The organism is Paraburkholderia metrosideri, assembly GCF_904848625.1.
GTDB lineage: Bacteria > Pseudomonadota > Gammaproteobacteria > Burkholderiales > Burkholderiaceae > Paraburkholderia > Paraburkholderia metrosideri.
The window spans coordinates 396,597-412,078 of the sequence record NZ_CAJHCP010000002.1 but is presented as its reverse complement, the minus strand read 5'-3'; the positions used below and the strand labels follow the sequence as shown (position 1 = coordinate 412,078).

At 58.5% G+C, this 15,482-nt stretch carries 9 protein-coding genes and 3 pseudogenes; 6 read left to right on the top strand and 6 right to left on the bottom strand.

Annotation, left to right across the window (positions count from 1 at the left end):
• Positions 1–2: 2 nt before the first annotated feature.
• Positions 3–1,553, top strand: coding sequence for an efflux transporter outer membrane subunit (locus tag LMG28727_RS04680; RefSeq protein WP_201641128.1), 1,551 nt, complete (start codon positions 3–5; stop codon positions 1,551–1,553).
• A gap of 59 nt (positions 1,554–1,612) precedes the next feature.
• A pseudogene (locus LMG28727_RS34015) lies at positions 1,613–1,786 on the top strand (porin); the annotation flags it as partial.
• 832 nt (positions 1,787–2,618) lie between these two features.
• Here the strand turns inward: LMG28727_RS34015 and LMG28727_RS34745 are convergent.
• From LMG28727_RS34745 to LMG28727_RS04660, 4 genes and pseudogenes are all read right to left on the bottom strand, one after another.
• Positions 2,619–3,038, bottom strand: coding sequence for a DUF3331 domain-containing protein (locus LMG28727_RS34745; RefSeq protein WP_201641127.1), 420 nt, complete (start codon positions 3,036–3,038; stop codon positions 2,619–2,621).
• A gap of 631 nt (positions 3,039–3,669) precedes the next feature.
• Positions 3,670–4,575 (bottom strand): LysR family transcriptional regulator, encoded by a 906-nt coding sequence (locus LMG28727_RS04670; RefSeq protein WP_201641126.1) that lies wholly within the window; start codon positions 4,573–4,575, stop codon positions 3,670–3,672.
• A gap of 32 nt (positions 4,576–4,607) precedes the next feature.
• Positions 4,608–5,033: pseudogene (locus LMG28727_RS04665) on the bottom strand (L-histidine N(alpha)-methyltransferase); the annotation flags it as partial.
• 144 nt (positions 5,034–5,177) lie between these two features.
• The gene (locus LMG28727_RS04660; protein ID WP_201641125.1) at positions 5,178–6,755 is read right to left on the bottom strand and encodes an MFS transporter; all 1,578 of its coding nucleotides are present in this window, start codon (positions 6,753–6,755) and stop codon (positions 5,178–5,180) included.
• Between the two features lie 264 nt (positions 6,756–7,019).
• Between LMG28727_RS04660 and LMG28727_RS04655 the strand changes: the two genes are divergently transcribed.
• Together LMG28727_RS04655 and LMG28727_RS04650 are read left to right on the top strand one after the other, a co-directional pair.
• On the top strand, positions 7,020–8,195 hold the full coding sequence (locus LMG28727_RS04655) for an epoxide hydrolase family protein (RefSeq protein WP_201641124.1): 1,176 nt from the start codon (positions 7,020–7,022) through the stop codon (positions 8,193–8,195).
• A 1,178-nt stretch (positions 8,196–9,373) separates the two neighbouring features.
• A complete protein-coding gene (locus tag LMG28727_RS04650; RefSeq protein ID WP_201641123.1) occupies positions 9,374–10,012 on the top strand; it encodes a glutathione S-transferase family protein in 639 nt (212 codons plus the stop codon).
• Positions 10,013–10,319: 307 nt separating this feature from the next.
• Here the strand turns inward: LMG28727_RS04650 and add are convergent.
• Positions 10,320–11,119, bottom strand: a pseudogene (gene add, locus LMG28727_RS04645) (adenosine deaminase); the annotation flags it as partial.
• 147 nt (positions 11,120–11,266) lie between these two features.
• Entirely contained in the window at positions 11,267–12,136 is an 870-nt protein-coding gene (locus LMG28727_RS34740) for a LysR family transcriptional regulator (protein ID WP_407945828.1), read from the bottom strand.
• Between the two features lie 382 nt (positions 12,137–12,518).
• On the opposite strand from LMG28727_RS34740, the gene LMG28727_RS04635 reads away from it, so the two are divergent.
• Together LMG28727_RS04635 and LMG28727_RS04630 are read left to right on the top strand one after the other, a co-directional pair.
• A complete protein-coding gene (locus tag LMG28727_RS04635; RefSeq protein WP_201641121.1) occupies positions 12,519–13,574 on the top strand; it encodes a cation diffusion facilitator family transporter in 1,056 nt (351 codons plus the stop codon).
• Between the two features lie 419 nt (positions 13,575–13,993).
• Positions 13,994–15,277, top strand: coding sequence for a cystathionine gamma-synthase family protein (locus tag LMG28727_RS04630; RefSeq protein ID WP_201641120.1), 1,284 nt, complete (start codon positions 13,994–13,996; stop codon positions 15,275–15,277).
• Positions 15,278–15,482: the final 205 nt, after the last annotated feature.

Below are 15,482 nucleotides of genomic sequence, written 5' to 3'. Positions count from 1 at the left end.
TCATGAAAGGAATTTTTTTAACGAAGAAGGGTTTTGCCGGCTCGCTGCTGATGAGCGCCCTGCTGATTCTGGCCGGCTGCTCGCTGGCACCCAAGTACGAGGTGCCATCGACGCCCACGACCGCAACTTTCAAAGAGGCGCCGCAGCAGCCGTTGTCATCGGAAGAAACCGGCACATGGAAGACGGCGCAACCGTCCGAAGACGTCGCACGCGGTGAATGGTGGACCGTGTTCGAGGACGCGAAGCTGAACGAACTCGAACAGCAGGCGTTGGATGCGAACCAGAACCTCAAAGCGGCAGCAGCCCGTGTGAAGGAAGCACGGGCGATGAACCAGGCCGCGCGCGCAGGTCTGTTCCCGTCGCTCGACGCGGGCTTCGGTCCGACGAGGCAGCGGGTCTCAGCCGCTTCCCTCTTTGAGTCGGATGGCACGAATGTACCGCAGCAGACCTTCTGGCGCGCTCAGGCCAGCGCATCGTATGAAGTCGACCTTTTTGGTCGTGTTGCGTCGACAGTCGACGCGGCGCGCGCCGACACGCAGCGCAGCGAAGCATTGTTTCGCTCGGTGATGCTTGCCCTGCAGGCAGACGTCGCCCAGAACTACTTCGCACTGCGTGAACTCGACGCCGAATCCGAGGTGTTCAAGAACGCTGTCGACCTCAGACAGCAGGCCCTGAATCTGGTACAGCGCCGCTATTCGGAAGGCGAAATCACTGAACTCGACCTCTCGAGGGCGAAGGCCGAACTGGCCACTGCGCAGTCGGATGCAATGACTGTGCAGCGTCTTCGAGCCGCATCTGAGCACAGCCTCGCGGTATTACTCGGCAAGGCGCCGGCCGAGTTCTCTATGGTCGCGGACCCGATTGCGCCGGTCAACCTGCGCGTGCCGCCGGGACTGCCCTCTTCGCTGCTCGAGCGTCGGCCGGACATCGCGGCTGCAGAGCGTTCGATGGCCGCGGCGAACTCGCGTATCGGTATCGCGAAGGCGGCGTTCTTTCCTTCGCTCACCATCACAGGTACAGGCGGCTTCGAATCGGCGACGATTGGTGACCTCTTCAAATGGAGCAGCCGCGCTTTCTTGCTCGGACCTCTTGCAGGGACGGCGCTGAACATCCCGATTTTTGACGGTGGACGTCGCAAAGGCAACCTTGCGAATGCGCGCGCCGTCTACGAGGAGGATGTCGCGAACTATCGGCAGCAGGTGCTCGTGGCGTTCCGGGAGGTCGAAGACAACCTGTCGGACATGCGCATCCTGGAAGACCAGACGAAGACGCAGAACGAAGCCGTCACGGCATCACAACGTGCAGCAGACCTCTCCCGCTCGCAATACACCGAGGGCGCGGTGAACTATCTCGACGTCATCGATGCGGAGCGCACCGTCCTGCAGGCCCGCCGCTCAGCGGTGCAATTGCAAGGCGTGCAGGCTGCCTCCACAGTCAACCTGATTCGCGCGCTTGGCGGCGGCTGGGGTGACGTGGTCCCCCAACCTGTCCAGCCGGCCATTGGACAGGTTGGGACCACAGCCCCGGTGCAAACAGCAGTCGCACAGAAGTAACGGAGCAGTCGTGAGTTGAGCTTTACGCAGCCCGTCGACAACTACGACAATAGCCTGCGTACCAACTCACGCCCGCGTTGCTCGTGGGTACAGGCTAGACGTACATGAAGGCGAGCGGCGACACATCAGCGAGCTATCACCAGGCTTCGCTCGGCGCCGACTAGGGGCTGTCCAAGCGCACTGACTTCTACGCGATGGCGGCCTATCAGCACGCGAGCGGCACGCAAGTTCTAAACTCCAAAGTCGGATCAGCGTTTCTGGTCCGACGAGCAGAAACAGAAAAAAGCGCGAGGACTGCCGAATTCGCGCTTTTTTCGCCCATCAAATCGAATCAGGATTGCAGCCCGTAGGTTACGCCGCACTCGGCACACGAGACTACCAGAGCCAGGGTCGCAAGCCTTGTGCTATCCGTGCTTCCATCCCTGACAAACTCAAACTTCGCCCTAGCTTCTTCGTCGCCGACCACTGAAACGTCCGGCGACCCACAGATTGCGCAGTCGACCAGCGTTGCAACGTCAAACCCAGACATTGCAACCTGGCCTTCGCTGCGGGTTATAGCGCCGTTCATCGGTCCAATCCCTCATCTCTACTTCGAAGCAGCCGCGGCTTCCCCACCAGGCTGCGCCTGAACAGCCAAATCGCTGGCGCTCTCGGCGGGCTCTTCGTATGAAGGCAGAGCTTTACCCTCGTTCAACAGATATGCACGTCGCTGCATGTATCCGTCACGCACAAAGCTGTACTTATCGAGAGCCGCCTGTTCAAGAAGGGTAGGTCCCTGCGCGACCAATGCCTCCGCTGCCCTCCACGAGAGCATCACTGGCGGCGCTGGGCAGAATCAGCGCGAGCGAAACGCGCAGAAGTCGCGAACCCATTGAATCGCCAGTTTGATGAGTGAAAGCATTGGTCATGGCAAAGACCCCTTCATTTGGCTGCTGGAGGCTTCCCGCCACCGGCGCAAACCAAGATTAGCCAGACTGTCGCTTCAGATAAAGATTGGTTTTCCGAATTGATTTCTTGTCGTCATCGAACAATCCTTGGAGAGCCTGCTTAATGCCTTGTACCAACTTACGGGGACTCGTCTTCTTCAAGAAGGGGCGCAAGTATGTCGACTACTGATTGAAGAATCATCGCGTGTGCGTTCAGAGGAACCAGTCTCCCCTGAGGCTTAAATACCAGGTCTCCCCGTCGAATAACTTTTCCACTGATGACGCAGACGCCGGACAAGCGAGATATTGCGGCCCGCCAAGTCTGGTAGCCATACCTGCAACTCGGTTCATTCCAGGTTACGGTCGCCGAGGTCGGCCCCGTGCGCTCCACAATGCTCACAACAAGTTCTGGCGGCGGCGTATAAATCGTCCGCGCCTTGAGTATGACTTGTGTTGCGGAAAGCCCGCGGGTTGTATCCCGTTTAAGGCCCTTTGAAGAAACCCTGAGCTCGCCAAGCAGGTGGCCCCACGGGTCCCTGTTGTTTTTGAGAAAACGCATTGCCTGCTCCTGAAACACGCCACTACCCTTGCGTTCTCTCTTGTGCGCGCCGCAACACCTGACAGCGTCATCTGCGCAAAGCCACCGCATACCGGTAGAAAAGCTTTATTGATTGCAACTGTTGTCCAGCGCGCAACGCTGCCCAACTTCGTGCATTTTTCGACCCAACCAATGCTCGCATTCTGAAACCTTTCAGACTTCAGATAAAGCTCGATGGAGTGGTTACTGTGTAGCCTGGAAAGCGACAGTCGGAATTAGCGGCCGTGCAAGGTGAAGTCGCGGATATGGATTGTTCTAAATCGGCGAAAATATAATTTGTTATTTTGCATTCTTTAGTGTTCGTAGGATTAACGGCCCAGAACAATACTGTTCCATTGATGCCCACTTCACTGGAGCAACTGAAAGCGAGGGTGTATCGGGCGTCAGCGTCAAGAATTCGCGGAGTAGCATCCTGTCTGACCATTTCGACTGGAATGCGTCATTGATTTGCCGCGTGCAGCCACGGGCTTCGTGTCGCGCGAGCACTGATGAAATCAGCTGCACGGACGCACCCATTAAACCGCCGGGGCTTCCACGAGCCGGGTCAAGCCTGCCCGGCATCGCAGCCGGGCACCCAACGTATGCCTGTTCGTTATTCGTTCTGCAGAGTCTCGGCAAGGTGATTGACCACCGCCCGGGTCTTGGCGGTCATCTTCTGCCCAAGCGAGATGATGGCATGCACGGGCGGCCCGTTGACATCTGCCTCCGGCAGCAGGTGTACAAGGCGACCAGCACGCACATGCGGAAGCGCGACACGGTCGTGAATCTGCGTAATGCCGAAACCCGCCACCGCCGCATCAACGAGCGCCTGCCCGTCTGCAAGTACGAGCACAGGATGCGGCACAATTTCCCGCGCCGTATCGTTTTCTCTCACTGTCCACGAACGTAGCCGACCCGTTGGGCCACGGAAAACTATAGCGTCGTGGTCAGTCAGCTCTGTGAGCGTCTTTACGTCTCCCCGGCGCGCGAGATACTCAGGCGATGCGTACAGACCTAGCCTCAGGTCGCAGAGCTTGCGCACGGTAAATTCACTGTCGTCCGGCAATGCGCCAATGCGAACAACAACGTCCCACCCCTCGCCGACCGGGTCCGACATCCGGTCAGTCAGGGCCATCTCCACCGTGAGCTTGGGATACTTTTCCCGAAGCTGGATGAAGCTCGGCAGCAGCAGTCGTCCAAAGCCTGCTGGCAGGTCAATCTTGACCCGCCCAGCGGGCTCAGCGCGCCTCGAGGCGAGCTGCTGCTCCGCTTCTCGAAGACCATCGAGGGCCTCCTGCGCCGCAAGGAGATACGTTTCGCCGTCCTCGGTCAGCCGGACCGCGCGGGTCGTGCGCTGAAACAGCTGTGAGCCGAGTCGGGCCTCAAGGCGCTGGACCGCCTTACCCACATTGGACTTGCTGCTACCGATTTCTTCAGCTGCACGTGTGAAGCTGCCGGTTTGAGCAACCGCCACAAACACCGCTATCTCATTGATGGGTGCATCTACCCGCTCGCTCATCTCTTAGCCCCCGGTTACTCAAGGTGGGAAAATCAGACTGTATCAGGCGCTTGCAGCCTGCGCGCCGCTGTGCAGTCCCGCGGCGCAGGCATGGCGCTCGGGCTTTCCAGCCAGTGAACGCTAAACAGGCCCGCATCATTCGTCCAGACCGGACCGGGCCTGAACCCGGCGGCTGCCGCACTCTTCTGGAAACCCTTAATGGTGAACTTTTGCGAATTCTCCGTGTGGATGGTCTCGCCTTCATCGAATCGGAAGTCGTATCCGGCGACCCGGACAGTCTGCCGGCGCAGGCTCACCAGGTGCATCTCGATGCGCAGCATGGGCTCGTTATAGAACGCCTTATGCATGAAGCCGGCGAGGTCAAAGTCCGCCCGCGGCTCTGTATTCGCACGCACAAGAAGATTGACGTTGAATGCCGCGGTTACCCCTTCGCTGTCCTTGTAGGCCTGATGCAAAATGTGCCATCCGAAATAAAGAAACTTGTTGTGTGCCTGTCAGTCATCACTTCGCCTGTCCTGACCAATTCACCCGGAGCAGCCTCAGCTGTTTCGCCAAGGGGCCGCCGCATCCGCGCAGCCCACTGCAGTGAGCAAACTCAAACCTTATGCGCCGACGGCCTCTTTGACCTCACTCTTCTCGTCAGATTTCGCACCTTGTTCGTCATCCTGTGCGGGCGTCTTGCTCAGGAACGCGAACGTCGCGAGCGCCGACAGAAGCGTGATAACAATCAGCACATGCAAAAGGCTCGTGAATGCGTCCGCGTAGCTCGACGACAACGCATGCCGGGTGACTTCCGGCAGAGTCGATGCGGCATGCACCATGTCACCGGCGGTCACTCGTTGCGCGGCCTCTGCGACACGAGCGGAGATGTCACCGCCATTGTCAGGAATGAGCTGGGAAAGACTGCTATGCGCCAGCGCCCCAAGAACTGCAGTCGCGATTGCGAGAGCGATACCTTCACCTGCAACGCGGGTCGTGCTGAAGATACCCGAAGCCATACCTGCCCGCTCCTTCGGCACCACGCTGACCGACAAGCCGTCCATCAGACCCCATGGCATACCTGCACCAATGCCTATCACCAGCATCGGCATGATGAGTTCAGCCTTCGGACCACTAAAGTCGACAAGGCTCAACCAGTAGAGACCGGCGGCAGCAATCAGGAAACCGATACCCGAGAGCACGCCAGCAGACATCCAGCGCGTGAACGAAGCGACCAGCATCGGCACGACGAGCATGGGTGCGGAGAGCGCAATCATCAGCATGCCGGCGTCGATTTCGCTCAGACCTTCGGCGCCGATAAAGCGCAGCGGCAGCATCACGATAAGCACGATGTAGCAGTAGCAGGTGCCGACAGGCAGAATCTGCACGCCGACGAAGCGCGGGTATCTGAACAGGCTCAGTTCCAGCATCGGACGATTGACGCGCATTTCGACGAGAATGAACGCGGCAAGAAAGAATGCCGACGCTGCGAGAAGCGTGACGACGAGCGGGCTACCCCAACCGCTTTCCGGCGCCTGAATCACCCCGAACGTAAAGAGAGCGAGGGTTGCCGTGAAGGTCACAGTACCCGGATAGTCGAGACCTGTTGCTCCTGAGTCGCGCGTCTCGCGCATACGCGGCACACCGAAGACGAATGCGATGATGCCGATGGCGGCGATAACCTGAAAAATCGAACGCCAGCCGAAGTGCTCGATGAGGACGCCGGCCATCAGCGGGCCAAAGGCAAGACCGATGCCGAAACTCGTGCCAAGCATACTGAACGCCCGCGTGCGGGCGTGACCATCAAACTCCTGCGCAAGCGATGCGCCGCCGCTAGAGAGCGACGCCGCAGCCGCGATGCCCTGGACACCACGCAGAATATCGAGCCACAGCACCGACGGTGCAAAGCTCATGGCGAACGATGTAATGATGAAGCCGCCTAGACCGAGGACGAAGAGCCGCTTGCGGCCAAACTGGTCGGCCAGCGCACCGGCGGCCATCAGCAGGCTGCCGAAGCTCAGCATGAACGCGTTGGTGACCCAGGTCAGCATGGCGGGGCTGCCGCCCAAGTCCCGCCCGATTGCCGGCGTAGCGACAGCGCCCCCTGAAAAGGCAAGTGGCAAAACTAGCGCGGACAGACAGACGGCTGCAAGAATTAGCAGTTTGTTACTGTCTTGTCCCTGCGACATCGAGGTTTTCATCGGCAGACCTTTTGGGTAATGGGTTGCGAAGCGGAGCGACGCACTCATACGCAATGAGCCCGTCAAACGGCGTCATTCTGCAGAACACCGTTGCGAAGATAAACACCGCAACGGTGGTTAGAGCGTCTCTCCTGAAGCGACAATCACGTCCTCCGGACTGTCTCCCCCGAAGCGACACTGCGTCTCCCCGAGACGGCTTTTTCAAAATCATCCGATTGCCTACGATGACGTTACCTTCACGACTCTCACCAGGCAGATACAAAGATGCACATCACCCCGTTTCGTATTGACATCCCGCAGGCCGAACTTGATGACCTGAAAAAGCGTCTGGATGCCACCCGCTTTCCTGAGCGCGAGACCGTGGACGACCAATCCCAAGGCGCGCAGCTGGACCCAGTTCAGAAACTCGTCGAATACTGGCGCACCCAGTACGACTGGCGCCGCGTCGAAGCTCGCATCAACGGCTATCCCCAGTTCAAGGCCGAAGTCGACGGGCTTGGTATCCACTTTCTGCACATCCGCTCGAAGCACGAGAATGCGCTGCCGGTTGTTCTGACTCACGGCTGGCCAGGTTCCATCGTCGAATTCCTCGACGTCATTGACCTGCTCGTCGACCCCACCGCGCACGGCGGCAAAGCTGAAGACGCGTTCCATGTCGTGCTGCCCTCGATTCCCGGTTACGGTTTTAGCGACAAGCCGACGGCAAAGGGATGGGAACGCAATCGCATCGGGCGCGCGTGGGACACCATCATGAAGGGCTTGGGCTACAACGAATATGTCGCACAAGGCGGCGATTGGGGCAGCGTCATCACTACCGAGATGGGCCGCATCAAGCTTGAAGGGCTGCGCGCGATTCACGTCAACTTGCCGTTCGTCGCTCCGGCCCAGTTCCCGGAAGTACCGACACCGGAAGAACAAATTGCAATCGACCAATGTCTGCGATTCGCGAATGATGGTTCGTACTATCACCACCTCCAGACGACGCGGCCCCAAACGATTGGCTATTCGCTGGCCGATTCGCCCGTCGGCCTCGCAGCATGGATTTACGAGAAGCTCGGCGCGTGGAGCGATAGCAAGGGCGTCCCGGAAGACGTGTTCTCCTACGACCAGATGCTCGACAACATTACGTTGTACTGGTTGACGAACAGCGGCGCTTCCTCTGCACGTATGTACGCGGAACATCCTGGTCTGACCTTCGCTGCGGTAGCCGTCGACATCCCGGTTGCTGTCAGCGTGTTCCCCGGCGAAATCTACACGCCACCGAAGGAATGGGCCGAGCGCACGTTCAGCAATATGTTCTACTGGAACCGTGCGGCTACGGGCGGCCACTTTGCCGCCTTTGAACAACCGGAAATCTTCGCGGCGGAAGTCCGGGCAGCTTTCTCCAAAGTGCGCGAATCGCAAGCTGAAGTCCATGTTCTGGCGCCCACGCCGAACTGATTCACCGTGCGTCTGGCCGGCATTTGCCAGCCAGCGTTAGAGCACCAATGGCACCTGGAGTCTCAGGTGCCATGTTTTTTTCTTCACGTCGCTCGACGCACCTTGCAGTTGCCTTTGTGCAATCAACCCCGCATTCGGCACAGTCTTTGGCTCGCCAAGCTTCTCGCTCTCGCTTCACCCCGCGCTTCTCCATCCCGTGTTTCTGGCAGGCGCCGCTTACAGCGCTACGGCGAACGACAGGCCGGGTGGTTCGCCATGGCAACGAATCTTTGCAGCGAGAAGCGCATTGTTTGGTCTTGTACTCGGACTGCCAATGGCGACCTGGCTCTCGACGAAGTTTCCTCCCCCGGGTCTGGTTCGTTGTCGCTGCCTATTTCACGGCGGCCATCGGCGTATGGATAATGCTCCGCCATCGCCGCAGAAGCGCGACTCATGCGGAAGTAACCCCGCAGGGGTCCCGAGTCCGGCTTACGGGTGTCATATGCGTCTCTCTGGCAGCGATAGCTCTGCAGTACGCCGCGATGTTCTCCGTCTTCAGTAACTCGCTGCACTTTCTCACGATCAGCCAGCAATCGACTTTCCCTTTGCCACGCTGCAGATGGTCCTTTTCGGTGTTGGGGGGCATAGCGGGCGCCCTCCTCACTGGGCACCTCCTTCGCAACCAACCGGCTCTTACTGCCCTCTTTCACCCCATTGCTCTTGCGGTCGTCTACGCGGCCCTTTACCTGTTCGCTCATGGCCCTGACGCGCTAACCGCGATAGCAGTCTTGAGCTGAGGTGCCGCGCATACAAGCGGCATGCTCGTTACCCAGACGACATTGCATGCACTTGCTCCGGAAACACCCGACGTCATGACAGCGCTGCACGTCTGTGCAGGCTGCGTGGGCGTCCTTGCAGGCATGACTGTCGCTGCCGTATTTGCAGCTGCGCTTGGGTCCGCGGGTTTCCTGCTTTGCGGCGTCGGGCTCGCCATCTGCTCACTGGCGGCCGTCGCTACGCAGCTTTCGCGGATGGAACTGGACGCCCCGATTGTCGCTCGTGATTCGACAGACTGACGCTTGAGCCGCTGTTTATCGAAAGCCGCATTTTGACCATACTTCATCCCAACGGTGCACCACGGCGCACCACCTGAAACCCGGTCCAAACCGGTCATTCATCTACGTAGGACGACGCTCAAAATGAAACTCTACATCGCCCAGGCTACCTGCTCCCTCGCAGCACAGGCCATCGCTAACGAAATCGGCCTGACGCCGGAACTGGTCCACTTCGACGTGTTTGGCAAGTCGACCACCGACGGCACGAGGTTCTCCGATGTCAACTCGCTTCTCTACGTGCCGGCGCTGCTGCTGGACGGCGAAAAGGAAGCCCTGACCGAAACCATCACCATCACGTCCTACCTCGCAGACCAGCATCCGGAAGCGAACCTGATTCCCAAGCACGGTACGATTGAGCGGGCTCGTATGGACCAGTTGCTGACCTTCATCGCTACCGAAATCGCGCAGAAGCATATCCCCCTGATGCGCAAGCTGATGACCCCAGAAGGCATCGAATTCCATACGAATAAATTGCTCACGGCGTACGGCGTGCTCGACAAACAATTGTCCGACGGCCGTTCGTACCTCACGGGCGAGCAATTCACGGTTGCTGACGCTTACGTGTGGGCAACCCTGTGGCACGAGCGTTCGGGCGTCAACCTGGACCACCTCAAGAACCTGGCTGCCTTCATCGCCCGTATAGAAGGCCGCCCGGCAGTTCAAAAGGCTCTGAAGGACGAGACTGAACTCGTCGCGCTGCACAAGGAACAACTGGCCGCTTAACGTCTGCCGGGCGGCATTAGCCGACTGGTTCTGACCAATGAACTCCTCGCTCCGCAGCGAGGAGTTTGTTTTTTGTCGGCAGGCGCAACACACCACTGCCGTGGTCAGATAGGACTATAAGGTATTGCCGAAGACTCCCCACGCGGCAAAGAAATTCCCGGACAGCATGATGCTGGGCCTGCGCTCACCTCAGGTTTGACCATGTGAGCACAGACTTCATCGGTGGCATTCGGACACGTCAGCGATTTCTCCGCCTGTCTCGCTGTCTTCTATGCGTCCAGGTCTCGCCGATGCGCCAATGTTCCGGTAGCGGATGCGCTTTCATGTCTGCCACGCCTTTCAGACGCAAATTCGAGAGAGGGCAGACAGTCAGCGGAACACGGAGGTCAACGAGGCGTTTCACAAGAGTCATATCCCTGACGCTAGTTACACCGTGGTCAATGCGTTCGACACACAAAGAATCAAGCGCTTCTACAATGTATTCGGGCGGTCCCTCTTCTCCCGCGTGAGCAACGCATCGCAAGCCCTCGCTTCGGGCACGAGCAAAAACTCGACCGAACGTTGACGGTGGGATTCCAAGCTCCGTAGAATCGAGTCCGATGCCAACAAGGCGATGTGAGTATCGTTCGAAGAACGGCAAAGCGCTCTCGAGAGTTTGGAGGGCAGCATCTTCATGCAGATGGCGCACAAAACAGAGCAGCAATCTGCTGCTGAATCCACGACCTTCCGCGTCGCTCAGTGCACGCTCCATGCCCGCAATCATAACTTCGAGAGTTACCCCTCGAGCAAGGTGCGTTTGCGGGTCAAAGAAAATTTCGGCATGAACACATTATCGGCAATCGCTCGCTCGACGTAGGCAGCGGTGACATCGAAAAAATCTTCCTCTGTCACAAGCACATGAGTCCCGGCGTGATACAAGTCCAGAAACGATTGCAGATTCTCGAAAGCATAAGCTTCCCGAAGCGACTCAACGGAGTCGAACGGTAACCTAAGGCCGTTGCGATTTGCCAAAGCGAATATCATTTCCGGCTGTAATGAGCCTTCGATGTGCATGTGTAGTTCGGCTTTAGGTGCGCCAACGGCCTTCTGTATCAATGATGCAACCAAGGTGCCTCTCCCGCAAAGTGAGTGATGGGCTCCAACTCGCCCGATGGCACTCACAGTAACGCAAGAAGCCGTGATGAAGCGTCAGCACAAATGAACCAGCGTGTTTCAAATCTGGAGCAGTCATCTATCGACTTGATTGGTCACGCACTAGCTTCCGTTTCGAAGAGTTCGACGATGAAGTCCGTTACTGCCTTCACCCGCGCGCTCCCGCGCACCGCACTGTGATAGGTCAGCCAGACATCCTGAGTAAGTTCGGGGGATGACCGGCTTGACCGCAATGAGATTTGGGGAATGACGCGCGAGGAAGCTTGCAAGTACGCCGAGCCCGGCTCCGGCTGACACCCCATCAAAAATCCCGAGGGCATAGCTGCACCGCAGCCACGGATCCGGAACGTCAGGTAGTCCTCGAAGCCAGCTATCCGCTGCGAAAGCCGAGCGCAGGTCGTCGAAACTAACAAATGCAAGTCCGCCCCAACGCTCCTTTGCGATTGCGTCATGGTGGGCGTGCACGTATTCGCTCGCTCCGTAGAGTCCGAAGTAGACTTGTCCAACCCTGCGCCCTACCAGGTCGCCGCGCGAAGGACGAAAAGGTCGAAGCGATATATCGGCTTCTCTTCGTGCAAGACTGTAAGGTCGATGCGAGGTCAAAATCTCCACGGCCAATCCTGGGAAACGCTGCTTCAGCGGAGCAATACGCGCAGTGAGGAAATAAGACATCCACTCGTCTGCATTGATGCGAACGGTTCCTTCCGGACCAACTCCCTCCAATTCCCTTGTTCGCTCAATCTGAGCAGCAATCTCCTCCATCTGCTCTGCCCAAGCCGCAACCCGCTGCCCAGCCACCGTGGGAACACATCCGGTCGGCATCCTCTCAATCAGCTTCTCCCCCACAACGGTCTCAAGTTCGTCGAGGCGACGCGAGACAGTCGCAGCGCTCAAGTCGGTCCGTTCGGCAGCCACTCTCAACGTTCCGCCCCTTACAACGGCTAGAAACGCCCTTAGATTATTCCAATCCATTTGTTTCACCAATTGAACGCAATGGTTCATATTATGGGTTTCGTTTCAAAACTCGACGTGCTTTGATTTCACTCACCTGCTACAAACCTGATTGCTCCGTAAATGGCAGGTCAAACCGTCCTTGCGTGGACGTCATGCTTTGAACGGCATTCGGAGGGCAGGTGAACACGCGTATCGACGACCTACTGCAACTTCGTGCCCAGCTAACCGCGATGCGTGAACGCTGCGCCGGCGAGCAACCAGTCGAGGAATGCGGGATTATTCACGGACTGACGTCAACAGAAGCCATGCAGCCAAAGAGCAAGACTTCTCACTTGGGCCAGGTGTCGGGCTAATATCTTGCTGCAGTCAGTCCTGGTACCTTTCTTACGGCGGAGATGCGATGGCTCATAGTCACGGACACACTCACACGGACGGGCCTGCTCGCGGGGAACATGAACACGGCAAGCTCGAAGAAAGTGGCCACGTCGAAAATCATACTGACGAGCACAGTCATCCCGGGCACAACCATGCGGGCCACAATCATTTGCATGGCGTGACGGACCAGCGACGCATTGGATGGGCCTTTATGATCATCGCGGTGTTCATGGTCGTCGAGGTCATTGGAGGCGTGCTGTCGGGCTCACTGGCGTTGCTGGCGGACGCAGGCCACATGGTTAGCGATGCAGCGGCGCTAGGATTCAGCTGGATTGCCATCCACTACGGGCGGCGACCTGCAACGGCAGATCTTTCTTATGGCTACAAGCGACTAGAAATCCTCGCGGCGTTTGTCAACGGATGTGCGCTGTTCGTCATTGCAGCCTGGATTGTGTTCGAGGCGATTCAACGGTTTGCGTCGCCGGTGCAGGTTGCGGGCAAGACCATGCTCATTGTGGCGTTCGTGGGGCTCGCCGCGAATATTGCCGCGTTCCTGGTTCTGCATGGCGGCAACCGGGAAAACCTTAACGTGCGCGGAGCATGGCTGCATGTTCTCGGCGATATGCTGGGCTCGTTCGCGGCCATTGTTGCGGCGGGCGTGATTCTGCTAATCGGCTGGACTCCCATCGACCCTATCCTGTCCATATTCGTTGCCGTCATCATTCTCAAGAGCGCGTGGGGTATCGTCAAATCGTCAGCGCACATCCTGCTCGAAGGCACACCTCAAGGGATGAATCTGGCCGATATTAAGTCCGACCTTGAGCAAAACGTGGCCGAAGTGAGCGACGCACATCACATTCATGCCTGGTCCATCACGAGCGAACAACATCTGGTGACGCTGCACGTGCACCCGACGCCAGGAACGGTCTCACGAGATGTTGTTACCGCTGTTCAGCGGCGGCTCTCCGAGCGGTTTAGCATCGAACACGTGACAGTCCAAGTCGAAGAGGAAGAATGCATCGATACGCACGCGCACGATGCGAATGAAACTACCGCCGGGCGCCCTCTGCGAGCGCCATAGCGGCAGAGTCTGGAAGTTTGAACGCGGGCCGATCGCAAGATTGGCTATGCGCCAAACCTGAATCCCGAGCGTGAATAGAACCGGGACATCGAGCACCACGCCGAAGCGCTTGTGGCGCGCATGACCTCCCACGCGCTCCTCGAACGAGTCCATCTGGTGACATATGAGAAGCATTCGGGCAGACGCGAATCTGATCACGCTTTGCAAGGCGCCGGGCGCCGGCTGGGAATCGACTTACGGCAATCAGGCGGCATCACGTTAAGGGGGTATTGAGGGATATCACAGGCGAATCAAACGGCACGATTACTCTGGAGTAGCATGGTCATGCGCAAGCACGACGGGTGATCCGTATCGGCATGTTGCGCGCTGCGACTATCACCGCTCTTTCAACCCTCCCTATCACGCGGCAAGGAGAAAGCATGGCTTATCGCAACTATCACAAGCGCCAGATTGCCGATCGCAATCTCCACCCCGAAACGCAAATGATGTCGTACGGCTACGACCCGTTCCTGTCTGAAGGATCGGTCAAGCCGCCGGTTTTTCTGACCTCGACGTTTGCATTCCGAACGGCCGAGGACGGGGCCGAGTTCTTCGACATCGTTTCGGGGCGCAAGCCCCTGCCGGAAGGCGAAAGTGCGGGTCTCGTCTATAGCCGCTTCAATCACCCGAACCTGGAGATCGTCGAAGATCGTCTGGCGTTGCTGGACGGCTCTGAATCGGCCGTGGTGACGTCGAGCGGCATGTCGGCCATCGCCGCGATCCTGCTTGCGTTTCTACGGCCCGGCGATTGTGTGGTTCAGTCCGTGCCGCTCTATGGAGGCACCGAAACGCTGATCTCGAGATTTCTTCCCGAATGGGGTATCAGTTCGCAAATCATCGAAGACGGTCTGTCGACGGAGTCGATCCGCGCCGCGCTCGAAGCGGCGGCAAAAAGGGGCAATGTGCGGATGTGTTACGTCGAGACGCCGGCGAATCCGACCAACGCGTTATTCGATCTGGAAGGGCTCACGCGCGAGTTGGACGCTTTCGAAACGCGCCACGGCTATCGTCCCCTTTCGGTGTGCGACAACACCTTGCTGGGGCCGCTATTTCAGAAGCCGGTCGAACAGGGCATCGACCTGAGCGTGTATTCGCTGACCAAGTACATCGGCGGACATAGCGATCTGGTTGCAGGCGGGGTGACGGGCAGCCGAAGCCTGATCATGAAGGTGCGCGCGATCCGCAGCACGCTCGGTTCGCAACTCGATCCACATTCATCGTGGATGATTACCCGTTCGATGGAAACGCTCGTGCTGCGCATGGAGCAAGCCGCGCGAAGTGGCAGCGCGGTGGCGCGCTGGCTCGCCACGAATCCGTTCAAGCCAGTGAAGGTGCTGCATTCGGAACTGATCGACGACCCCGCTTATCAGGCCGTCTACCAGCGGCAGTGCAGCGGGCCCGGCTCGACCTTCGCGTTCATCCTCGACGGAGGACGCAAACAGGCATTCCGCTTCATCAACGGTCTGACGTTGTTCAAATCGGCGGTGAGCCTTGGCGGCACCGAGTCGCTGATCTGTCATCCGGCTTCGACGACACATTCGGGTGTACCCGCCGAGGCGCGCGCAGCGGCAGGCGTGTCGGAAGGTTTGATCCGCATGTCGGTTGGACTGGAACATCCCGACGATCTGATCGCCGATCTCTCGAATGCGCTGGAGCAGTGCTGAACTGAACCGATGCGCGACGATGCAACCCATCGGGCGTCGTCGCGCTGTCGCAGCGGACCTGTCGCGGCTCATCGTCAAAAGATGAAGGATCCTTCATCTTTGCGCCAGTTTTTCCCGCAAACGGTATGCGTATTCTTCTACGGCATCGCGTGCCGGAGCGTCAGCGCATCACTTTCTTCTCAACGCGAGCGTTCGGAGCGCGCTC